Genomic DNA, 19,689 nt, shown 5'->3' on the forward strand with positions numbered 1-19,689 from the left:
ATGGCATCCGCTCTTGCACTCGCTGTCACGAACCAACCACCTAGTTGTGACACCCACCCCGGTCGGCGCTCCACGTCAAACCCTCGTGGGTCAGCAGAGTGGGAGGTCGTCGGTGACTTCCTGGGGTCGTGACGCCATCCCTGCGCCGCGGTCGAGCCTGTATGAGCAGCTCGCCCGAGACGTCAGGGGAGTTCGGTAGGAGCCCCATGGTCACGCGACCTCACGAGAGAAGCGCAGCCGCAGACCATCCGGTGCGGCAGCGGAGGACGGCCACGGCCGACAACCCCACCTCGGTGGAGCAGGGACGACAGACACCATGAGCACGCAGAACACCTCGCACGGCCGCAAGCGCATGTACCTCGCCGCAGGATCTCTTGTCGGCGTCGCCGCGCTCGTGACGGCAGCCGCGTTCACCGACTTCGCCAACCTCAACCTCACCAGCGGCTCGGACGACTCCGGCATCGGTGGGAACAACCGCTTCAACATCCAGGTGGTGGGGACTGACGACGAGGGCACCCCGGTCCCCGGATCGTGGCAGGAGGCCGCCACGACGGAGGGCGTGGACATCACCCTGCCAGGCAGCGACCTGATCGCTCCCGGAGACACCCTCTCCGTCTCGATCCCGTTCCGCAACGAGAGTCCGGTGCTGGGCGCTGACCTGACCTTCACCCTCCAGGACCGCCCTGGCTCGACCTCCGACACGGGGATCGCCGAGGCCTTGCGCTACACGCTGAGCGTCGACGGCACAGCGCTCGTCACGGATGTGCCCCAGGCCGCCGTGGCCGGCATCGCCCTGGGTCAGCTGCTGGCCGGAGAAGGCTCTGTCCTCGACCTGTCGGTCACCCTCCCTGACCAGGGCTCAGACGCCGCGAACAACACGCTGCAGGGGCAGGTCTTCTACGTGCAGGCGCACCTCGACGCAGCCTCGACGCAGCAGTGATCTCGGGCCGGGCAGCACCAGGGCAGGTGCTGCCCGGCCATCAGTCCGCCCGACGGAGAGGAGAGACCAGCCCGATGCACAGCACGGACGGGACCTGCGCCCCTGCACGCAGCGGGCGGGTCCGGATCATGGCTGCCGGTGGCGTCCTCGTGGCTGCGGGGGTACTGCTCTCGGCGGCCACGCTCGCCGACGTCGCCGACACCCTCGTCACGATGGACGGCTCTCGCAGCACCTTCGACATCCTCGTCGCCGGGAGCGCGACCCCGGAGTGGTCCCCCGTGCCGACCGACTGGCAGCAGGGGAACGTCGAGGCGCTCACGATCACGCTCTTCGACGGTCATGGTGGAGGGGCCCTCCTGGCTCCGGGGGGAGCGATCGCGGTCCGTGTCGCGGCGCTCAACGCCAGCCCTCGGGTCGCCGCCTCGCTCAGGCTGACGATCGTCGACCCCGATCCACGGTCCGACGGCGTCGACCCGGTGACCGGGAACCGGACGGAGCTGTTCGACGAGCTCGTGTTCACGGTCCGTCACGGTGAGACCGTCCTGCTCGACCGGATTCCTGCACGCGACCTCAGCACCTACACCTGGGGCACTGCGCTGCCTGCGGGCGGGAGCACCGTCCTGGACGTGACGATCGAGATGCCGGCCACGCTCGGGAACGAGTGGCAGCTCGCGGCGACCGACGTGCAGTTCGCCTTCGTCGCGGTCAACGCATGAACCAGCCACCTCGCTCCGGTCGGACGCGTCTGGCCCTGGCTGGTGCTGCACTCGTCCCTGTCCTGGTCGGCGTCGCGATCACCACCGCGGCCTACACCGACAGGGCGGTGCTCACCCTCGGGACCGGTGCGGCCGGTTCAGGTCTGGGCAACCCCGCCAGGTTCGACATCGCTGTCCGTGGGTCCGACAGCCTGCTGCACGACGGGGCGTCGCCTCAGGAGGCCGTGGCTCTCACGCTGGAGAACGGTTCCAAGCTGTCCGAGAGCTCACCTGTGGACTTCGAGGTGGTGCTGGTGAACAGGGCCCCGGGGGTCTCGGGGGACCTCATCCTCGCCGTCTACGACCCAGATCCCGTCGCCGCCGACCTCTTCGACGCGCTCCGCTTCACGGTCTACCTCGACGGGGCACCTACCCCGGTCCTCGCCGACGCGACCCCTGCGCAGGTGGTCGAGGAACGCCTGGCCTTCGAGGGCGTCGCGCCTGGTGAGGAGCGCCTCGTCACCGTGTCCGTGCTGATCGCCGAAGGCTCTGGACTGGATGTGGCAGGGAAGTCCACCCAGATCGGTCTGCTCGTGGACGGGCAGAGCCGATGAGCACCGCCCTGCGCAGCGCCGCCCTCGGGCTCGTCCTGCTCTCGGTCGCTGCCGCCCCGGCATCGGCGGCCGACCTCATCGACCCGGGGACGACCACGGTCTCCCTCGAGGCGCCGGCGCCAGGGGAGTCTCAGTCCTTCGACCTGTCGGTCACGAGCGTGACAGAGACCGCGGTCCCTCTCGAGATCACGGTCCTGGACCTGTCGGGACGCCTGACCGGCGGTGCGGCTCCCGTGGAGCTCGAGCTGGTAGACGACCAGGGTGCGTCGGTCCTCCCGACGACGAGTGCCGCGGCACTGCCAGGCACCACTCTCGACCTCCCCGACCTCGCTCCCGGGTCCACCTATCACCTCACCGGCGTGCTGACCTTGCCGCGCGCCGCAGGTGACGAGTACCAGGGGGCGGGCGGAGAGCTCGTCCTCCGTTTCCAGGTCCCGACCGACCGTGCTGCCGACAGCGGTCCCCGCGGAGTCGAGCGGTCCGCTGCGGTCCGCCCTCAGGAGCCCGGTCCGCTGCTGGGCCTCGCGAGCACGGGTGCACAGGTGTCAGCGGCTGGTGCTGCCCTCGTGCTCGTCCTGCTCGGATCCGTTCTTGCACGTCGTCGAAGGAGAAGCCCGAATGCTTGAGACGAGACGGCAGCACAGGCTGCGCTGGGGGGCTGGGGGCCTCGCCTCCTCGGCGCTCCTCCTCGTCCTCCTCCTGGTCTGGTCCACGACCACGAGTGCCGCCTACAGGGACCAGGTGCACGTGCAGACGGCATCTCTGGCGGCCACGACGGTCCCGCCGTCCCACGTCGGCCTGTCTGCCCACTCACGCATGTTCGACACGGGTCTGGGCCTCGGAGGGTCAGGCGACGTCTATGTCTGGGGCCGGACGAACCTCGGGATCAACGGCGGTGCGGCCAGCCCGGGAGTCTCTCGCGGAGCGCAACGGGTCCCTCTGCCGGCAGGTTCGATCCGTCAGGTGACCGGAACCTTCCAGAACGCCAACGCCCTCGACAACCAGGGGATGGTCTGGGGGTGGGGCTTCCTCCCTGGCCGTGACGGGACCGACGCGCTCAAGCCGAACGACACCCCGGAGCGGGTGCGGATCGACACTCCGTCGAACGGGACCGGGCCTGTGCTGGACAGGATCGTCACGATCTCCTCGACCGAGAGCGCCGCTGCCGGCATCCGCGACGACGGCACCGTGTGGCACTGGGGAGAGACGACAGGCTCTGGCGGGAACCTCGGTGCCGGTGCGAGCCAGGTCGTCGGGCTGCCAGACCCGTCCGTCCCAGGCAACCGTCCGGTCTACCTCAAGGGGGCGAACACGAACTTCTACCTGATGCTCGAGAACGGGGACGTCTGGTACTGGGGAGGGTGGCTCGCCAACAGCCTTCCTGCCGGGCTCGGCAGTGCCGACGTGACCCCCCGGCGGATCGTCGCGCTCGACCCGTGGACGAAGTCTCGGGTCGGGGCGGGTGAGCCCTACATCACCGCGGTCGACGGAGGGATCAACATGGGCGGAGCGCTGCTCTCCGACGGACAGTTCCTGAGCTGGGGACTCGGCTCCGCCTTCGTCGGCGGGCGTCCGGTGGTGAACGACCTCGCGGCGCGCGACCCGGGCATCGTGCCTGGGCTCTCAGGGATCACCTCGATGCAGTTCGGCCAGACAGGTGTCGCGATGCTGGACTCGGAGGGCCGGCTCTGGGGTTATGGGGCGCCGCTCGACAACGGATACCTCCCCCTGGAGGTCCAGGTGATCAGCAGCGGGGTCGTGCAGTTCGCGGCAGGCGCAAGCTTCTTCATCTGGCAGGACACCGCCGGGTTCTTCTGGGGCCGAGGCTTCAACGTGGCAGGGGCGATCGGCAGCCCTGTCGGTTCGGGCATCGGCATCGCCAACGGGAGCAGCGGAGGTCGGCTGGTCACCACCGATCTCACGGCGGTCGCCCGATGACGGGGCGAGAGAGGCTCCGGCCCCGCACGGGACGTCGTCGCCTGGGTGCGGCCACCGGGGTGCTCCTCGTCGCCGGGACGGTCGTCTCGAGCGCGTCGTACTCGGACGAGGCGACTCTCGGCCTCGCCGGAGCCGGGATCGGGTTCCCGCACACCTTCGCGATCGGTGTGGTCGCTGCCGACGGGACGGCTGAGCCGGCGGACGCCGAGGCGGGGGTCGAGTGGCTGGTCGAGGGCGCGGGGACCCTCGTCCCCGGTCGGTCGGTGAGCACGGTCGTGCAGGTCTTCAACAACACGCCTACCCTCGACGCCGACACTGTGCTCGAGGTCGTCGCACGAGGTGGCGACGGGGCTGTCGCCGAGGGCATCCCCAACATCACACCCCATCTCCGGCTGAGCGCACAGGACCAGGACGGGGTCGTGCTGTTCTCCGACGTCCCGTGGGAGCAGGCGCGAGGCTCGGTCGGGCGCCTGGTGGCACGGGGATCTGGATCTCTCGCCGCAGGGGAGCCCTACACAGCCGGACCCGCCGGTTCCGAGCGGCAGATCACCCTGACGATCGACTACCTCGACGAGCCCGGGGTCGAGGCGCTCAACGGTGGTCAGGCAGCGCTCTCGCTCAGGATCGACGCGACGTCGGTGACCCCGTGACGGGCGGCGCAGGGCTGCCGGCCAGGCACCGTCGGCCCACGCGGCCTCGTCGGTGGACTGCTGTGCGGGTCTTCGGCGCGGTCCGGTCGTCAGTGCTCACGGGCTCCGCGGTCCTGGGGGTCGCGAGCCTCGTCGTCTTCGTCGGGTCGATGATCTTCGGCGTCCGGCCCCTGGTGGTGGTCTCCGGGTCGATGGAGCCGGCGCTCCCGGTCGGGTCCGTGGTCTTCTCGAGGAGCACCCCCGCTGCAGAGCTCGAGGTCGGTGACATCGTCACGGTGGAGCGCCCGCGCGACCTCGGGCTCGTCACTCACCGGGTCGTCTCGACCACCGCGGGTCCCGGCGGCTCGACCGCGCTGGTGCTCCGCGGCGACGCGAACACCGTCGACGACCCCGAGCCGTACGTCGTCTCGTCGGCGGGACGGCAGGTCTGGCACGTGCCGGGCCTCGGGCACGTCGCACTGTTCTTGCAGACCCGTGGTGGGCTGGCGGTCGCAGGGGCCGTCGCCCTCGTCGTGCTCGCGGTCTTCGTGCTCGACCCGGCACGCATGGCGGGCCGAGTGCAGGGCGACGGTCGAGGTGGCGTGGACCCGGACCATCAGGACCCTGCCCGTGAGGACCCGGACCGTGATGACCCTGCCACGCGCCGTCCGGGAGGCGCTACAGGTTCGTGAGGGTGCGCTGGTCGTGCTCGAGGGCTACGCAGACCACGATGCGGCCGAGCTCGACGGCCCACCATCCGTGGCGGCGGTCTCCTCTGCCGGCCCCTGGAGAGCGTCCTGGCCCGGACAGACGCGGGACGACCGTGACGGTCCCGGTGAGCTCGATCCGTACCTGCAGGTCCACGAGCCTGGAGCAGCGCTGGTCTGACGCGGACAGCGTCTTGAAGGCCGCCTCCTTCGCGCAGAACTGGATTCGGTCCCAGGCGATCCCCGGGGACGAGGCCGACAGCGCCGCGAGTGCTTCGATCTCCTCTGGTCCGCTGACGTGCTCGAGGACCTTGGGCGGCAACGGTGCGTGGGGCTCAGCGTCGATCCCCAGGCCTGCGAGATCCCGCGCGTCTGCGACGACTGCCGCCGCGTACCCGCCGCAGTGGGTGAGGGAGCCGATCACCCCGTCCGGCCAGAAGGGGCGCCCGCGGACACCCCGCGGGATGCCGACGGGGCGCACCCCGAGGCCCTCGAGCGCCAGGTGCCCGCAGCGACGCGCTGCCGCGAACTCGGCGAGCCGGGAGGGCACCATCCGCTCGGTCCCGTCCCTCTCGGGGCCGAGAAGGTCTGCTGGTGTCCCCGGGAGCGTCGTGTCGACGGCCGAGGAGCCCAGCGGTGCGACACGGCGGATCCCCGGGACGCCGTCGCCTCCGCGGCCATGGCCAGCCGTCAGACCGTCCTCAGGGTCTGCGTCACGGCTCTGCGGAGGGCCTGTCACGTCCGCGCGCCCCCTCCGAGGGGGACGAGAGGCCTCGGCGCGGGCCCACCGGACAGGGACCGCAGGGACTCGCGGACGAGCGGGATCGGGACCTGGGCGTGCTCGCCGATGAAGAAGTGGTCCCCCGGGAAGGTGTGGACCACAGTGCGCCCCGATGTCGTCTGGTGCCACCCTGCCAGGTGCCCCGCAGGCACGAGAGGGTCCTGGGCTCCCGAGAGCACGTGCAGGTCTCCGGTGAGCGGGACGTCGTCAGCGCCCTGGCCCGGGACGTCGACGGCGAGCCGCAGGTCGGCTCGCAGGTTCTGCACGACCAACGGCCGCAGGCTCGGCCTGTCGACGAGCTCGGGCGGGATGCCGCCCCAGCCCACGACCTGCTCGAAGAGCTCGTCGTCGGTGACCTCGGCGTCGAGCCCGCGAGGGGGCCTCGCCCCTGGCCCTCGGCTCCCTGAGGCGAAGAGCACCCGGGGCCCGGCTGACGGGTCCTCGGCAGAGAGGACGCGCGAGACCCGCAGGGCGACCCGCGCTCCCATGCTGTGCCCGAAGACCGCCCACGGGCGGCCCGAGACGTGCCGCCCGACTCTCTCGGCGAGGTCGGCGACGAGCTCCTGCCGGGATGTCGCCGGAGTCTCGCCGGAGCGCGTGCCGCGTCCGGGGTAGTCGACGGGGACCACCTCGACCTCAGGCATCGCCGCAGCCCACCGCTCGTAGACACGGGACGCCGTCCCCCCGGCGTAGGACAGGCAGACGAGTGTGGTCCGGGTCCTCATGGGACTGCGACGCCGGCGCGGTCGTGCTCGAGCCGGAGGTCGATCGCGGCATAGTCCGCCCGCATGCGGGCGAGGGCCTCGTCCATCGGCACGACCACGGGGAACGCGAAGGTCGAGACGATCTCCTCCAGGCGCTCCTCCATCGTGCCCCGGATGGTCCAGAGCGGGATCTTGAGGTCGCCGATCGTCTGCGCGAGCATCTGGTCGCAGTACTCACGGAACTTCTCGTTCATCGGCCGGTGCCCGTCCTCGGTCATCGCGTGCTCGTTCTCGAGGTGCACGACAGCGTCGAAGGTGGACCTCACGTGCTGGCGGAACGCGTGACCGTACTGAGAGATCACCTGGTCGAAGAACCGCATCTCGTCGGTGAGGTCGGCGGGGTCGATCTCGTCGAGCATCTGAGCGGTCGCGCTCGGGTTCATCCCGTACCGCACCCGAGCCGCACCGTAGATCCACTCCTGGAGCGACGAACCGTCCGAGATGAAGGTGTCGCCCAGGACTGCCTCGGCCACGGCGCGGCCGGTGTGCCGGCGCATCGCCAGCTGGAGGTACTCGGCCGGGGTGACTTCCGAGAGCTTCTTGCCCGGGACCGCCTCGGGCATGATCTCGCGGATGGTCTTGGCGAGGGTGCGGGGGATACCCGTGTAGTAGGACAGGGCGAGGACGGTCGAGGTCTTGCCCGACGAGTACGTCCCGGAGACAGAGATCTTCATGGTCGTTCCTTCTCAGAATGGTGGAGGCCGGGTCGAGCACCCAGCGCGGGGTGGGCTACGGGAGCCTGTGGGCGAAGGTGCTGCGCTGCGTGATGCCTGCTGAGCGGGCCGTGAACTGGATGTTGCGCCACGTGGCCCCGTGCACCGTCAAGAGCTCGGCGCTCGTCATGTGCACACCGATCGGAGCAGGCTCGGACCTCTCGGGCGGGCTCTCGTCACGGGTGAGGGTGGTCTGCTGCATCCACAAGGTGGCTGACTCGGCCCTGGAGACCCCGTCCATCTCGTAGAGCAGCACCTGTGCGAGCTGGAGCGAGCTCACGAAGACGTCGACGAGCCCTGGGAAAGGGCTCTCCTCGGCCTCGATGCCGTGCGGCGTGCTGCCGTCACGTCCTGTGACGTCGAGGACCGCCAGGGCGGTGAGCGCGCCGACGTCGGCGGTGACGCCGGTGATGTTCTGCTGGCGGCGGCGGTACCCGTCGCCCCAGAGTCGGGAGTGACCTGCGCCCAGGACGTCCTCGAGGGGGAGGGTGGTCCGGCGCACGTCGGTCTGCGGACGGTCCGGGTGGACCACCTGGCACCTCACGCGCATGGCACCGACCGAGGCGATGACGGTCGTCGTCGTCTCGCCGTCCCCAGGGCCGGCCACCGAACGCTTGATCGACGCCGACAACGGGATCGCATCGAGGTCCTCCTCGGGGCGGGTGCCGGCCTGGAGCACGAGCCCGGTGATGCGGGACCGGGCCCGAGCGTCGTCGTCGAGGCCCCGGGCCAGGCAGAGCAGCGCGTCGGCCAGCTGAGCTCCGACGAGCATCGTGTCGACCGTCGACAGGTGGGGCCGCAGGTCGCTCCCCACCTTCTTGCGGGACCAGTCGGTCGGGTACTCGACGCCGAGGACCCCGGTGACAGAAGAGCCGTCGAAGGTCAACGGTGAGTAGTCGTACCGCGCCCGCCTGTAGCCGGCCCCGAAGAACCTGGTCTCAGCAGGACCGAGATAGTCCTCGATGGTGGTGAAGGTCAGGACGGAGCCGTTCATGAGGCGTCCTCGGTCGGCTCGGGTTGCTCGTCCCGCGATGCCAGCGCTCGCTCGTAGGCCCCCACGAGATCACCGACGGTGTGGACGTCGACGATCGACGTGTCGCCCGAGAACGGGTCGAGCCCTGTCTCGTCCTCCAGGGCGATGACGAGGCGTGCCAGCATCAACGAGTTGAGGCCGAGGTCGCCGAACCTGTCGTCGGGACCGATGGGGTCGTCGTCCAGGGTGTCAGCCAGGAGGACGCGGATCTCCTCTTCGATGATGCGTCCGGTCGGGGTGTTGGTCAGCATGTCAGTCCTCCGTCGATGACGAGTGTTTGTCCGGTGATGAACGAGGCGGCGGGCGAGGTGAGGAAGTCGACGACAGCGACGACCTCCTCGACGGTCCCGAGTCGCTGGAGCGGTGTGCGGCGTTCGATCCGGGTGCGGTTCTCCGGGGTGACGCCGGAGGTCATGTCGCTGTCGAAGTACCCCGGGACGACCGAGTTGACGAGGATGTTCATCGGTCCGAGCTCGCGCGCCAGGCTCCGGGTGAACCCGTCGAGCCCTGCCTTGGCGGCGGAGTAGACCGACACGCCCCGGTGACCGCGGACGGCGTTGATGGACGAGACGTTGAGGATGCGCCCGCCGCCCGAGGCGGTCATGGCACGTGCGCACGCCTGTGCCACGAGGATCGGGGCGACGAGGTTGACCGCTACCAGGGAGTCCACCTGGCGGCGGGGCGTGGTGAGGAGAAGTTCTTGGTGCAGGTAGCCGGCGTTGTTGACGAGGACGTCGATCCGCCCGAAGCGCGCGACGACCGACCGGACGAGGCTCTTGGCCGCGTCGCCCTGCTCGAGGTCGACCTCGGTCCAGTGGAACCTGTCGGGGTGGTCCTGGAGCATCTGGGACGTGAAGTCTGTCTGCGTCCTGCTCGAGGTGGACACCCTGTACCCCCGGGCGAGGAAGCTCTCGACGATGTGCTGGCCGAGTCCTCGGCTACCACCGGTGACGACTGCGACGGGTGGCTCAGCGGGAGTCATCAGGCTCGCCTCTTCTTGAAGCGGTCGGAGTGGTGCGGGCTGTCCACGACGACGATCTTCGCGGGCACCTTGTAGGCGTCGAGGCGGGTCCGGCAGTGCGCGTCGACCCGAGCACGCAGCCCGCGGCGGTCTTCGGGCTCGACGAGCGAGACCGCGGCCTGGACCACGTGGCCCGTCACGGGGTTCGCGAGCGCAGAGACCGTGACGTCGGCGATGTTGTCGATCTCGAGGAGGACGGACTCCACCTCGTTGGGGTAGACCTTCTCCCCGCCGACGTTGATCAGCTCAGACGTGCGTCCGAGGATGTGCAGGTACTCGCCGTCGACCTCGACAGCGTCCTGGGTGTTGAAGAAGCCGTCGTCGTCGAAGGGGGCCTCGGCGTTGAGGTATCCGAGCATCGCCATCTCCGACCTGATCCACAAGACGCCGTCGACGACCTTGTGCTCGAAGCCTGCGCCTCCGAGACGGACCCAGAGCGAGTCGTTCGCCCGAGAGCTCGTCGCCATGATGCCGAGCTCGGACAGACCGTAGGTCTGCTTGAGGCGGACGTCGGGCAGGTCGGTCGCCATCCGGCCGAGCGTCTGCGGCGGCATGGGCTCGGTCCCGTAGGTGATGAGTGTCAGCGACGAGGTGTCGTGCCGGCGGTGCGCACCGTCGATGAGCGTCATGGTGAGGAAGGTCGGGGTGGTCGGGAGGACCTCGACCCGGTGCTCCGCGATCGTGGCGAACACCTGGTCGGGTGTGCGCTGAGGGATCGTGACGAGCGTGCCGCCCTGGCTGAGGGTGTGCAGCAGGGTGTTGATGCCCCCGATGTGGTCGAGGTTGAGGAACGACAACGTCCGGTACCCGCGCCGTACGTCGAGGTAGCGGGCCAGGACCTTGTCGAGATCGAGGACCGAGGCCTTGGCGCGTCCGGTGGTCCCGGAGCTGAAGAGGACCAGACCGGGGTGCCCGAGGCTGCCGAGCCTGGCGTACAGGGGATGTGCGGCGGTGACGCCTGTCGACCTGTGGACGATCTTGCCGTCAGTCGGGCTCAGGGAGACGACACTCTCGACCTCGCCCACCTCGCGGAACTCCTCTGCCTTCGCGGCGGGGAGATCTGTCATGGGGACGCAGACTGCGCCGAGCGAGACCAGTGCCAGGAGCGCTGCCGCCGCCTCGGAGGAGTGGCCCGCCTCGAGGGCCACGACCCGTCCGGCGATGATCCCGTGGAGCCTGAGCTGGTCGGCGTAGGTGTCCACCTGGTCCGCGAGCTCGGCATACGTGGTGGACGACTCCGCATGGACGATCGCCTCGAGATCACCGTGGGTGGCGAGTCGGGCGAGAAGTGCGGTGATCATGTGGGGCTCCCTGAGAGGTGCTGTCGTGTGCGGGCGGAGGCGGGTGGTCGGAGCGAGGGGTCGGCGTCGACGTGTCAGCGTCCTGACGGACCGGAGACGAGGGCCACACCGCTGGGCCCCGGGCGGACCGCGCTGTCGGACAGGGCGATCGCGAAGTCGGCGTACGAGACCGAGCGGTCGAGGTGCTCCTCTTCGGCCACTCCGGGCGGGTGCGAGAGATAGCTGCCTGTGCGGGCTCCGTCGGGGGTGAACAGCGGTGGCGGGACCAGGTACGACCACGACAGGTTGTCCGGCTGCCCGGACTCGAGGTGGTCCCGGAGGAGGGCGTGGGCGATCCCCCGGGGAAGCGTCGTGACGGGGAACAGCGGGTGCTGCCAGAACCGCTCGCCCGACGAGAGGTGCAGGGCTCCGGCGCCACCGACGGTGACCAACCGAGCCACCTGTGCGTCTGCGAGGCCGCGACGGATGCTCGAGTCGAGCGTGACGAGCCTGTCGGCACGGATGGAGCCAGGCAGGCGGACGGCGTTGATCGCAGCGTCGCAGCCGCCGGCAGCCTCGGCGACCGACTCTGCGTCGAAGGCGTCAGCCGTCACGACGCTGGCCCTGGGGTCGAGCGGGTCGCTCAGCCGCGAGGTGTCTCGGACGGCTGCCACCACTTGATGGCCCGCGTCGAGCAGCTCGAGCGTGCAGGCCCGCCCCGAACGCCCCCCGGCTCCGAAGACGACCACGGTGCTCATGCTGGGTCCTTCGGCCGATCGGCACCGGAGTTCTGAGAGACCGACGGCGGGTGTGCTGTGTCGACGTGAGAGATGTGGGACATCACAGGCTCCTCTGGGTACGGGGGCTGCTGATCTCGACGGCAATCCCCTTGGCAACCGTTTGGTTGGGTTGACCATAACCCTCATAAAACACCCGTGCAACAACTTCCGCAGGAGTTCATTCAGGCGACTTCTTGTCACCTGAAGCGCTACTTCCTCTGTCGTCAGCTCTTTGTCTCTGGTCCTTGCTGCACCGGGACCAAGGTCTCGCGCGGAATGGTTTTAGAAGGGGTTGAATTTCGCGATCTCCGGTGGTGAGAATGCCGTGCCTGGACCCGTGGCAGGGCGTCGACACCACCCCAACCAACTGTTCGGTTGCCAACCGGACGCTGCGGTCCTACTCTCTGACGCATGCCTCTCGACCATGAACCCACGTCTGTCTCCCCTGCCCTCACACGTCATCCGAGCCTGGCGGTTCCAGGGATATCTAGCGGTCCGCGAGGTACGGGACGCGTGGGTCGTCGAGGACTGCCTGCCGGCGAGCTCCTTCGTCGGGGTGGCCGCCCTCGCGCTGCCGGGGCTGCGCGTCGAGATCGAGGCGGTCGCGGTCGTCTGAAGACGGCGTGGACCAGCCGGTCCAGGTCTGGTGAGAACAACCCTCTGGAGGAGAGATGACCCACGACCTCGCACGCGAGATCACCACCATGAGCCGCTCTGAGCGCGCCGCGATCTTGTTCGAGGAGATCATCACGAATGATCGCCCCGAGCTGGCCGACCACGTCTTCGCGGCCGACTTCTCGTGGCCCCAGTTCGACCTGCACGGCCCCGACGGTGTCCGCACCTGGGTCCGAGCCTTCAGGACCGCCTTCCCCGACATGGAGGACCACGTCGTCGAGCAGGTCGAGCAGGGCGATCTTGTCGTCACGCGGGTCAGGTGCGAGGGCACTCAGACCGGAGCGTTCCGTGGACTGCCGCCCTCGGGCCAGCGCGCCGACTTCACAGCGATCGGGATCGACAGGTTCGGCGACGACGACATGATCGTCGAGCGGTCGGCCTGGTTCGACATCGCCGACCTCATGCGGCAGCTCGGGCACACCACGCTCGAGGTCCCTGCGGTGGACCGTCCGTGACGTGGCCACCAGACCGGAGGACGACATGAGCCAGACCCCGGCCGCTGAGGCCTCTGAACGAGACGGGCACCACGCTGTGCTGACGAGACCTCCCGCCGCGGGAGACACAGGCGGCTCGCGGGACAGGTGGGCGGCTGTCGTCCTCCTCGGGCTCACGACCTTCGTGGTGGTCGCCGCAGAGATGACCCCTGTCGGTCTCCTCACCCCGATCAGCACGGGTCTGGGGGCCAGCGAGGGGACGGTGGGCCTGTCGCTCGCCATCACCGGGCTCGTCGCGGCAGCCATGGCGCCGCTGACTCCGATGCTCGTCCGGGGGACCGACCGGCGGACGGCGATGGTCGTCCTGATGCTCGTCGTCGCGATCGCCAACGCGCTCACGGCGGTCTCCACGAGCTTTGCCGTCATGTCGGCTGCGCGTGTCCTCCTGGCGGTAGGGATGGGTGGGGTGTGGGCGATGGCTCCTAGCCTCGCCCCTCGCCTCGTGGCGCCGCGGTCCGTCGGGGTCGCGATGACCATCGTCTTCGGCGGGGTGGCGGTGGCCTCGGCGGTGGGCGTGCCGGCGGGGGCCTACATCGGTGCGCTCGCAGGGTGGAGAGCCTCGTTCTGGGTCCTCTCGGCAGTCTCCTTGCTGCTCGTCGTGGCCCTGGCGGTCGTCCTCCCGTCGATGTCTGCTGACAGAGCCGCCCCGCGCGCCTCTCTGACCGCAGCACTGGGCCGGCGCGCCGTGAGGTACGGGCTGGGCGTGACCGCTCTCCTGGTTACCGCCCACTTCACGGCATACACCTACATGCGGCCTACCCTCGAGTCTCTCGCCGACCTCGACCCGACCGTCGTCGGGACCATGCTCTTGGTCTTCGGGGTGCTCGGGATCCTCAGCAACTTCGTCATCGGGCCGAGGGTCGGGCGCAGGCCCACCGCTGTCGCCGTGGTCCTCGCGACCGGGCTGGCGCTGACCTTCGGCGGTGCACCGTTCTTCGTCTCGACCGTGCTGTCTGCAGCGGTGCTCATGGTGCTCTGGGGGTTCTTCTACGGTGGGGTGTCGGTCACCACGCAGACCGGGATGTCTCGTGCTGCTCCCGACCAGGCGGAGAGCGTCAACGCCCTCTGGGCCGGGGTGTTCAACGCCAGCATCGCGGTCGGGGCGTTCTCGGGCGGACGCATCTACGACGCGGGCGGTGCAGACGTGACGCTGTGGACGGCGGCGGCTCTGGCTGCCGGGGCAGGAGCACTCGCTCTGCTGGGTGCGGCCCGAGCCCGCACCAGGTGAGACCGTGCCGGCTGGCGCGTCCAGGCTGCCTGGAGCACCAGGCAGCCTGGACGCGCAGGCGCAGCGACCGGCGCGCGACCGACCCGGGGGTCCGGTCGCGCGCCGGAGATCGTCAGCCCCAGGACAGCGGCTGGTTGAAGTACGCGTTGTCGGCTGAGGCGATGATCGACGTGTACGTCTCGCCGTTGTACTTGGCGGTCGTGACGGGCAGGTCCTTGCTGAGGCCGATGATGCAGGAGACGAGCGTCTTGGTCTCCTCGTTGTACTCGGGCAGCTGGAGGCCGCAGGAGTTGGTGGCTGCGCCGAAGCCGAACTGACCTGTGAGGTACTCGGCGTCGGAGCCGTCTTCCTTGATCGGGAAGAGGTCCAGCGTGGTCGGGTCGTACTCGGCAGGGACGTCGTAGAACCACTGCTGCTGGAAGGTGATCGCGTACGGGGTGTACCCCGCGAAGTCTTCGGCGTTGCTGTACTGGTCGAAGATCGACGGCTCGAGAGCACGCACGTCCAGCACGCTCACGGCCGTCGGTCCGGTGAGCTCCTGCTCGCCGTAGGTCGCCGTCTGGTTGAGCCACGCAGGCTGCCCCTTGGTCAACGGGGTCCCGGGGCCGGTGACCGCGCCGGGCGCACCGAAGTCGACGGCGGCGACGTCGTAGTCGACGGCCAGCTCGGTCGGGGTCGGGTCCTCGGTCGGCTCCTCCTCGACGACGTCCTCGGTCGCCTCGTCCTCCGTGGTCGCCTCGCCGCCGTCTGTGGTGGCGTCGGCTGCGGAGAAGGACGGACTGGTCGACTCGTCGTCACCACCGCTGCACGCGGAGAGGGTGAGGACGGCTGCGAGCGACAGGGCCGCGAGGGTGGTGGGGCGCGTGATCGGTCGCATCAGGTCTCCAACGAGCTCGGTGGGGTCCGCCGTCTGACGGTGGTCCCACCCTAGGGGGAGAACAGCCCGGGAACGGCCTGGATGCTAGGGAAGAAGTACCCATGCACCAGTCCCCGTGCTCGTCCTGAGCCCGTCGTAGACGGACTCCTACCAGGCGTCGCTGGGGCGGTGGTGCGTCGGGGGCCTGTCCACGAGGGTGGTGACGTCGTGGGCCAGGTGCGTGCGGGCGAAGGCGAGCGACGCGGCGACATCGTCACGTCGCTCGGTCGCTGTGCGTGCCTTGCGGGTCCCGATCTCGACGACGACGTCGCCCTCCCAGCCTGTCCGTGCGAGGTGGGTGAGCAGCTCCTGGCAGGGCTGCGTCCCGCGTCCGGGGACCAGGTGCTCGTCCTTGCCCGAGCCGCTGCCGTCGGCCAGGTGGACGTGGCGCAACCTGTCGCCGAAGACCTTGGCCATCTCGAGGCTGTCCTGACGGGCTGTCGCCGCGTGAGAGAGGTCGAGGGTCACCGCGTCGTAGGAGTGCTCGGAGGGGTCCCAGCCCGGCAGGTACGCGCCGTACTCGCGGTTCTTCGACCGCCACGGGTACATGTTCTCGACGGCGAGGGTCAGCCCGGACTCCTCGGAGAGCTGGCGGACCTGCTCGACGAACTGCCGCGCGTAGCTGCGCTGCCACGCGAAGGGCGGGTGCACCACGACTGTGCCGGCTCCGAGGGACTGCGCCATGTCGACGGCCTTCGCGAGCTTGGGTGCGGGACGCCCGCCCCACACGTTCTGGCTGACGAGCAGAGTCGGGGCGTGGATGCTGCGGATCTCGACACCGTGCTGCTGCGACAGGTGCGCGAGGGCGTTGTCGTCCTGCGTGACCGAGTCGCCCCACACCATGATCTCGATGCCGTCGTACCCGAGCTCGGCGGCGAGCTCGAAGGCGTAGGCCACCTTGCGGGGGTACACCGAGGCGCTCGACAGCGTGACCTTGATCGGGGAGGTGCGGTCGTTCGTGGCAGACGTGCCGTCTGCCGTGGGGGAGGACATGGAGTCCACAGTAGTGCGACATCCTCGGCGCGCGACGTGAGACGAGGGGGAGCGCAGGTCACGTGTTTGCGGACCCGCAGGTCTCTGGTCTTGTCTCTGCCACGGTGTCAGGGTGTGTGGTGTGGACATGGATCGACCAGACGACGGGCTGCTGCGCATCGGGGTGTTCTCGACGCTGTCGAGGATCAGCGTGCGCATGCTGCGGCACTACCAGGAGCACGGTCTCCTGGCGCCAGTCGTGGTGGAGCCGTTCTCCGGCTACCGCTACTACGCACCCGCCCAGCTCGACGAGGCCCGACGGGTCGTGCTGCTGCGCGATGCGGGCTTCTCGATCGAGGCGACCGCGCGGCTGCTCGACGTCGCCGGCGATCCTTCGAGGGTCGAGGCCGCGATCGCCGCCCGCCGCCTGGAGCTCCAGGCGGACCGGGACCAGGTGGACGCGCGGTTCCTCGCCCTCGACCGTGTAGGTCCCGCACTGGAGGAGATGGTCAGCATGACCGAGAACATCGAGGTACGCACGACCCACCTGCCCGAGACGACGCTCGCGACGCTGCGACGCCGGCTCCCCACCTATGCCGACGAAGGGCTGCTGTGGCAGGAGATCATGCCGCTCGTCGGCCGCTCGGGGGCACCCTTCGCCCCCGGCGGTGCTGCCGGTGCGACGTTCTACGACGAGGGCTTCCGTGAGAGCGACGTCGACGTCGAGGTGTGGGTCGAGGTCACCGGCCCCTTCGACCCCGTGGCCCCGCTCGGCTGCAGGGTCCAGCCGGCCCGCGACGTCGTCACCGCGACGCTGCTGGGCGGCTACGAGCAGATGACAGGCGTCATGGGAGCGCTCGGCGCGTACGTGGCCGAGCACGGGCTGACGACAGGGGAGATGTTCAACATCTACAGGGTCGGTCCGGCGCAGGACCCTGACCCGAGCGCCTGGGTGACCGAGGTCTGCCTGGCGGTCGTCCCGTCCTGACGAGGTGCCGCTCTGGCGGAGGGCCCGTCTGACGACGGGCCCTCCGCTGGCTGGCTGCAAGAGGATCCCTTCCTGCAGCCAGCCGATCCTGCGGCCAGCCAGCCGACCGCTGTTGCGGTCGGCCAGCCGACGCTCCTGCTGTCAGCCGGCCGACCGCTGCTGCCATCAGCCCAGCTGGTTGCGTACCGCGACAGCCGCGCCCACGAGGTGCTCGAGGGACGGGGTCGTCTCGGCGTAGCCGCGGGTCTTGAGACCGCAGTCCGGGTTGACCCAGAGCAGCGCCGGGTCGACGGACTTCACGGCGAGCTCGAGGAGCTCGGTGACCTCCTCCTGCGACGGGACGCGCGGCGAGTGGATGTCGTAGACACCCGGACCGACCCCGCGGGAGAACCCAGAGCGCGCGAGGTCGGGCAAGATCTCCATCCGCGAGCGGGCCGCCTCGATCGACGTGACGTCGGCGTCGAGGGCGTCGATCGCGCCGATGACCTCGCCGAACTCCGAGTAGCACAGGTGCGTGTGGATCTGGGTGTCCGGGCGGACTCCCGCGGTCGACAGCGTGAAGGACCCGACCGACCAGTCGAGGTACGCCGGCTGGTCGGCGCGGCGCAGCGGCAGCAGCTCGCGCAGCGCGGGCTCGTCGACCTGGATGATCGCGATGCCCGCAGCCTCGAGGTCGGCGATCTCGTCGCGCAGGGCCAGACCGATCTGGTTGGCGGTCTCGCCGAGCGGGATGTCGTCACGGACGAAGGACCAGGCCATGATCGTCACCGGCCCGGTGAGCATGCCCTTGACGGGCTTGGACGTCAGCGACTGCGTGTACTCGGTCCAGCGGACGGTCATCGGCGCCGGGCGCGACACGTCTCCCCACAAGATCGACGGGCGTGTGCAGCGGGATCCGTAGGACTGGACCCAGCCGTTCTGCGTCACGGCGAAGCCGTCGAGCAGCTCGGCGAAGTACTGCACCATGTCGTTGCGCTCGGCCTCGCCGTGCACCAGCACGTCGATGCCGATGCGCTCCTGCAGCTCGACGACCTGCTGGATCTCTGCGCGCATCGCGTCTTCGTAGGCCTCGAGGGACAGCTCCCCCTTGGCGTGCGCGGCCCGCGCCTTGCGGATCTCGACGGTCTGCGGGAACGAGCCGATCGTGGTCGACGGCAGCAGCGGCAGGTTCAGGCGCTCCTGCTGGGCGTCGCGACGCTCCTGCGCCGGACCGCGGTGGAAGTCGCCCTCGGTCAGCGCGGCTGTGCGCTCGCGGACCGCGGCCACGGCCACGCCGGCGGCTGTGGCCCGCGAGGCCACGGCCTCGCTCGCGGCGAGCAGCTCGGTGTGCACGGCCTCGCGGCCCTCGCGCAGGCCCTCGGCGAGGGTGACGACCTCGGTGACCTTCTGGTCGGCGAAGGCGAGCCACGTCGCGAGGGTCGGGTCGAGCGTGGGCTCGTCGGCCACGTCGTGCGGGACGTGCTGGAGCGACGTCGACGTGCCGACGGCGACTGCCCCGGCGCCGAGGCCCTCGAGGGCCTCGAGCACCTCGAGCCTCGCGGAGAGGTCGGCGCGCCAGATGTTGTGGCCGTCGACGACCCCGGCGACGAGGGTCTTGGTCTCGAGGCCGCGGACGGGCGAGGTGGGCGCAGATCCCTTGACGAGGTCGATCGCGAGGGCCTCGACGTCGGTCCCGGCGACGACGGGCAGCGCCTCCTGGAGGTCGCCGAAGGGTGCGGCGAGCAGGATCGCCGGGCGCTCGGGGCGGGCGAGGTCGGTCGAGAGCACCCTGTACGCCTCGGTGACCGCGGTCAGGACCTCACCGAACGGCACGTCGATCGTGTCGGTCACGAGGCCCGGCTCGTCGAGCTGGACCCACGTGGCCCCGGCAGCGGCGAGTGCGCGGAGCAGCTCGACGTAGACGGGGAGCAGGTCTGCGAGGCGCGAGAGCGGCTCGAAGCCCGCGGGGGCGTCGTCGGCGGCCTTGCTCAGCAGCAGGAAGGTCACCGGTCCCACGAGGACGGGCCGGGTCGTCACGCCGTCGGCCAGCGCCTCGGTGAGCTGTCGGACCACGCGGTCGGAGGCGAGGTGGAAGGTCGTCGACGGCCCGATCTCGGGGACGAGGTAGTGGTAGTTGGTGTCGAACCACTTGGTCATCTCGAGCGGGGCGTCGTCGCCCTCGCCGCGCGCCGCACGGAAGTACCCGGCGAGGTCGCCGTCGGCCGTCGCGAAACGGGGCGGGACGGCCCCGACGGTCACAGCGGTGTCGAGCACCTGGTCGTAGTACGAGAAGGTCTCGGGCACGGCGCCGTCGGTCGCGGAGAGGCCCAGCGCCACGAGACGGTCGCGGGTCGCCTTGCGCAGGGAGGCTGCGGTCTCCTCGAGCTGGTCGGCGTCGATGCGGCCGGCCCAGAAGGACTCGACGGCCTTCTTGAGCTCGCGGCGCGGTCCGATGCGGGGGTAGCCGAGGATGGTCGCCGCCGGGAATGTGACAAAGGTCGGGTTCTGCTGGACAGAGCTGAGCTCAGTACGTGTCGTCATGG

The 19,689-nt window shown here is 69.9% G+C and carries 22 protein-coding genes; 11 read left to right on the forward strand and 11 right to left on the reverse strand.

The genetic code is table 11. The features are described from left to right. Positions 1 to 316: 316 nt before the first annotated feature. From HZZ10_RS00345 to HZZ10_RS00375, 7 genes are all read left to right on the forward strand, one after another. Complete coding sequence (locus HZZ10_RS00345; RefSeq protein ID WP_179911993.1) at positions 317 to 940, forward strand: hypothetical protein; 624 nt, start codon at positions 317 to 319, stop codon at positions 938 to 940. Positions 941 to 1,014: 74 nt separating this feature from the next. After that, positions 1,015 to 1,656, forward strand: coding sequence for a hypothetical protein (locus HZZ10_RS00350; RefSeq protein ID WP_179911994.1), 642 nt, complete (start codon positions 1,015 to 1,017; stop codon positions 1,654 to 1,656). Next, on the forward strand, positions 1,653 to 2,249 hold the full coding sequence (locus tag HZZ10_RS00355; protein WP_179911995.1) for a hypothetical protein: 597 nt from the start codon (positions 1,653 to 1,655) through the stop codon (positions 2,247 to 2,249). The genes HZZ10_RS00350 and HZZ10_RS00355 overlap by 4 nt, the downstream gene beginning before the upstream one ends. Beyond that, a complete protein-coding gene (locus HZZ10_RS00360; protein ID WP_179911996.1) occupies positions 2,246 to 2,875 on the forward strand; it encodes a hypothetical protein in 630 nt (209 codons plus the stop codon). Before HZZ10_RS00355 ends, HZZ10_RS00360 begins: the two co-directional genes overlap by 4 nt. Next, positions 2,868 to 4,187: an RCC1 domain-containing protein gene (locus HZZ10_RS00365; RefSeq protein WP_179911997.1), complete on the forward strand. Its 1,320-nt coding sequence runs from the start codon at positions 2,868 to 2,870 to the stop codon at positions 4,185 to 4,187. Before HZZ10_RS00360 ends, HZZ10_RS00365 begins: the two co-directional genes overlap by 8 nt. Continuing rightward, positions 4,184 to 4,837, forward strand: a complete 654-nt coding sequence (locus tag HZZ10_RS00370) for a hypothetical protein (protein WP_179911998.1) — start codon at positions 4,184 to 4,186, stop codon at positions 4,835 to 4,837. Before HZZ10_RS00365 ends, HZZ10_RS00370 begins: the two co-directional genes overlap by 4 nt. A 62-nt stretch (positions 4,838 to 4,899) precedes the next feature. After that, entirely contained in the window at positions 4,900 to 5,508 is a 609-nt protein-coding gene (locus tag HZZ10_RS00375; protein ID WP_179911999.1) for a signal peptidase I, read from the forward strand. Here the strand turns inward: HZZ10_RS00375 and HZZ10_RS00380 are convergent. The 8 genes from HZZ10_RS00380 to HZZ10_RS00415 form a co-directional block, all read right to left on the reverse strand. Beyond that, positions 5,495 to 6,262, reverse strand: a complete 768-nt coding sequence (locus tag HZZ10_RS00380) for a 4'-phosphopantetheinyl transferase family protein (RefSeq protein WP_179912000.1) — start codon at positions 6,260 to 6,262, stop codon at positions 5,495 to 5,497. The genes HZZ10_RS00375 and HZZ10_RS00380 overlap by 14 nt on opposite strands. Further along, positions 6,259 to 7,029, reverse strand: coding sequence for a thioesterase II family protein (locus tag HZZ10_RS00385; RefSeq protein WP_179912001.1), 771 nt, complete (start codon positions 7,027 to 7,029; stop codon positions 6,259 to 6,261). The genes HZZ10_RS00380 and HZZ10_RS00385 overlap by 4 nt, the downstream gene beginning before the upstream one ends. Continuing rightward, the gene (locus tag HZZ10_RS00390; protein ID WP_179912002.1) at positions 7,026 to 7,742 is read right to left on the reverse strand and encodes an AAA family ATPase; all 717 of its coding nucleotides are present in this window, start codon (positions 7,740 to 7,742) and stop codon (positions 7,026 to 7,028) included. Before HZZ10_RS00390 ends, HZZ10_RS00385 begins: the two co-directional genes overlap by 4 nt. A gap of 55 nt (positions 7,743 to 7,797) precedes the next feature. Further along, positions 7,798 to 8,775 (reverse strand): AvrD family protein, encoded by a 978-nt coding sequence (locus HZZ10_RS00395; protein ID WP_179912003.1) that lies wholly within the window; start codon positions 8,773 to 8,775, stop codon positions 7,798 to 7,800. Beyond that, positions 8,772 to 9,065 carry an acyl carrier protein gene (locus tag HZZ10_RS00400; RefSeq protein ID WP_179912004.1) on the reverse strand — a complete coding sequence of 98 codons (294 nt, stop codon included), beginning with the start codon at positions 9,063 to 9,065 and terminating at the stop codon, positions 8,772 to 8,774. The genes HZZ10_RS00395 and HZZ10_RS00400 overlap by 4 nt, the downstream gene beginning before the upstream one ends. Further along, entirely contained in the window at positions 9,059 to 9,796 is a 738-nt protein-coding gene (locus HZZ10_RS00405; protein ID WP_179912005.1) for an SDR family NAD(P)-dependent oxidoreductase, read from the reverse strand. The genes HZZ10_RS00400 and HZZ10_RS00405 overlap by 7 nt, the downstream gene beginning before the upstream one ends. Continuing rightward, positions 9,796 to 11,136: a class I adenylate-forming enzyme family protein gene (locus HZZ10_RS00410; RefSeq protein WP_179912006.1), complete on the reverse strand. Its 1,341-nt coding sequence runs from the start codon at positions 11,134 to 11,136 to the stop codon at positions 9,796 to 9,798. The genes HZZ10_RS00405 and HZZ10_RS00410 overlap by 1 nt, the downstream gene beginning before the upstream one ends. A gap of 74 nt (positions 11,137 to 11,210) precedes the next feature. Continuing rightward, on the reverse strand, positions 11,211 to 11,873 hold the full coding sequence (locus HZZ10_RS00415; RefSeq protein WP_179912007.1) for an NAD(P)-dependent oxidoreductase: 663 nt from the start codon (positions 11,871 to 11,873) through the stop codon (positions 11,211 to 11,213). A 445-nt stretch (positions 11,874 to 12,318) separates the two neighbouring features. On the opposite strand from HZZ10_RS00415, the gene HZZ10_RS00420 reads away from it, so the two are divergent. Genes HZZ10_RS00420 through HZZ10_RS00430 form a run of 3 tightly spaced genes read left to right on the forward strand, consistent with a single transcriptional unit; the run spans position 12,319 to position 14,291 of the window. After that, the gene (locus tag HZZ10_RS00420; protein ID WP_056134794.1) at positions 12,319 to 12,510 is read left to right on the forward strand and encodes a Rid family hydrolase; all 192 of its coding nucleotides are present in this window, start codon (positions 12,319 to 12,321) and stop codon (positions 12,508 to 12,510) included. 55 nt (positions 12,511 to 12,565) lie between these two features. After that, a complete protein-coding gene (locus HZZ10_RS00425; RefSeq protein WP_228086717.1) occupies positions 12,566 to 13,024 on the forward strand; it encodes an ester cyclase in 459 nt (152 codons plus the stop codon). A gap of 1 nt (position 13,025) precedes the next feature. Continuing rightward, positions 13,026 to 14,291, forward strand: a complete 1,266-nt coding sequence (locus tag HZZ10_RS00430) for an MFS transporter (protein ID WP_218928286.1) — start codon at positions 13,026 to 13,028, stop codon at positions 14,289 to 14,291. A 112-nt stretch (positions 14,292 to 14,403) separates the two neighbouring features. Here the strand turns inward: HZZ10_RS00430 and HZZ10_RS00435 are convergent, their stop codons facing one another. Both HZZ10_RS00435 and HZZ10_RS00440 read right to left on the reverse strand, forming a co-directional pair. Beyond that, entirely contained in the window at positions 14,404 to 15,168 is a 765-nt protein-coding gene (locus tag HZZ10_RS00435) for a hypothetical protein (protein WP_179912008.1), read from the reverse strand. Positions 15,169 to 15,315: 147 nt separating this feature from the next. Further along, the gene (locus tag HZZ10_RS00440) at positions 15,316 to 16,200 is read right to left on the reverse strand and encodes a sugar phosphate isomerase/epimerase family protein (RefSeq protein ID WP_056134799.1); all 885 of its coding nucleotides are present in this window, start codon (positions 16,198 to 16,200) and stop codon (positions 15,316 to 15,318) included. Between the two features lie 127 nt (positions 16,201 to 16,327). On the opposite strand from HZZ10_RS00440, the gene HZZ10_RS00445 reads away from it, so the two are divergent. After that, positions 16,328 to 17,167, forward strand: coding sequence for a MerR family transcriptional regulator (locus HZZ10_RS00445; protein ID WP_179912009.1), 840 nt, complete (start codon positions 16,328 to 16,330; stop codon positions 17,165 to 17,167). Positions 17,168 to 17,332: 165 nt separating this feature from the next. Here HZZ10_RS00445 and metE read toward each other — a convergent pair whose 3' ends face one another. Continuing rightward, on the reverse strand, positions 17,333 to 19,687 hold the full coding sequence (gene metE, locus HZZ10_RS00450; protein ID WP_179912010.1) for a 5-methyltetrahydropteroyltriglutamate--homocysteine S-methyltransferase: 2,355 nt from the start codon (positions 19,685 to 19,687) through the stop codon (positions 17,333 to 17,335). Between the last annotated feature and the right edge of the window lie 2 nt (positions 19,688 to 19,689).

This window comes from Sanguibacter inulinus (genome assembly GCF_013415325.1).
Classification (GTDB): domain Bacteria; phylum Actinomycetota; class Actinomycetes; order Actinomycetales; family Cellulomonadaceae; genus Sanguibacter; species Sanguibacter inulinus.

Bases quoted from the DNA above. Each gene is read 5' to 3' on its own strand.
- HZZ10_RS00420 (WP_056134794.1), top strand. From the start codon at position 12,319: ATGAACCCACGTCTGTCTCCCCTGCCCTCACACGTCATCCGAGCCTGG.
- HZZ10_RS00365 (WP_179911997.1), top strand. From the start codon at position 2,868: ATGCTTGAGACGAGACGGCAGCACAGGCTGCGCTGGGGGGCTGGGGGC.
- HZZ10_RS00355 (WP_179911995.1), top strand. From the start codon at position 1,653: ATGAACCAGCCACCTCGCTCCGGTCGGACGCGTCTGGCCCTGGCTGGT.
- HZZ10_RS00435 (WP_179912008.1), bottom strand. From the start codon at position 15,168: ATGCGACCGATCACGCGCCCCACCACCCTCGCGGCCCTGTCGCTCGCA.
- HZZ10_RS00360 (WP_179911996.1), top strand. From the start codon at position 2,246: ATGAGCACCGCCCTGCGCAGCGCCGCCCTCGGGCTCGTCCTGCTCTCG.
- HZZ10_RS00405 (WP_179912005.1), bottom strand. From the start codon at position 9,796: ATGACTCCCGCTGAGCCACCCGTCGCAGTCGTCACCGGTGGTAGCCGA.
- HZZ10_RS00415 (WP_179912007.1), bottom strand. From the start codon at position 11,873: ATGAGCACCGTGGTCGTCTTCGGAGCCGGGGGGCGTTCGGGGCGGGCC.
- HZZ10_RS00390 (WP_179912002.1), bottom strand. From the start codon at position 7,742: ATGAAGATCTCTGTCTCCGGGACGTACTCGTCGGGCAAGACCTCGACC.
- HZZ10_RS00410 (WP_179912006.1), bottom strand. From the start codon at position 11,136: ATGATCACCGCACTTCTCGCCCGACTCGCCACCCACGGTGATCTCGAG.
- HZZ10_RS00440 (WP_056134799.1), bottom strand. From the start codon at position 16,200: ATGTCCTCCCCCACGGCAGACGGCACGTCTGCCACGAACGACCGCACC.
- metE (WP_179912010.1), bottom strand. From the start codon at position 19,687: ATGACGACACGTACTGAGCTCAGCTCTGTCCAGCAGAACCCGACCTTT.
- HZZ10_RS00425 (WP_228086717.1), top strand. From the start codon at position 12,566: ATGACCCACGACCTCGCACGCGAGATCACCACCATGAGCCGCTCTGAG.
- HZZ10_RS00395 (WP_179912003.1), bottom strand. From the start codon at position 8,775: ATGAACGGCTCCGTCCTGACCTTCACCACCATCGAGGACTATCTCGGT.
- HZZ10_RS00445 (WP_179912009.1), top strand. From the start codon at position 16,328: ATGGATCGACCAGACGACGGGCTGCTGCGCATCGGGGTGTTCTCGACG.
- HZZ10_RS00385 (WP_179912001.1), bottom strand. From the start codon at position 7,029: ATGAGGACCCGGACCACACTCGTCTGCCTGTCCTACGCCGGGGGGACG.
- HZZ10_RS00400 (WP_179912004.1), bottom strand. From the start codon at position 9,065: ATGCTGACCAACACCCCGACCGGACGCATCATCGAAGAGGAGATCCGC.
- HZZ10_RS00345 (WP_179911993.1), top strand. From the start codon at position 317: ATGAGCACGCAGAACACCTCGCACGGCCGCAAGCGCATGTACCTCGCC.
- HZZ10_RS00370 (WP_179911998.1), top strand. From the start codon at position 4,184: ATGACGGGGCGAGAGAGGCTCCGGCCCCGCACGGGACGTCGTCGCCTG.
- HZZ10_RS00350 (WP_179911994.1), top strand. From the start codon at position 1,015: ATGCACAGCACGGACGGGACCTGCGCCCCTGCACGCAGCGGGCGGGTC.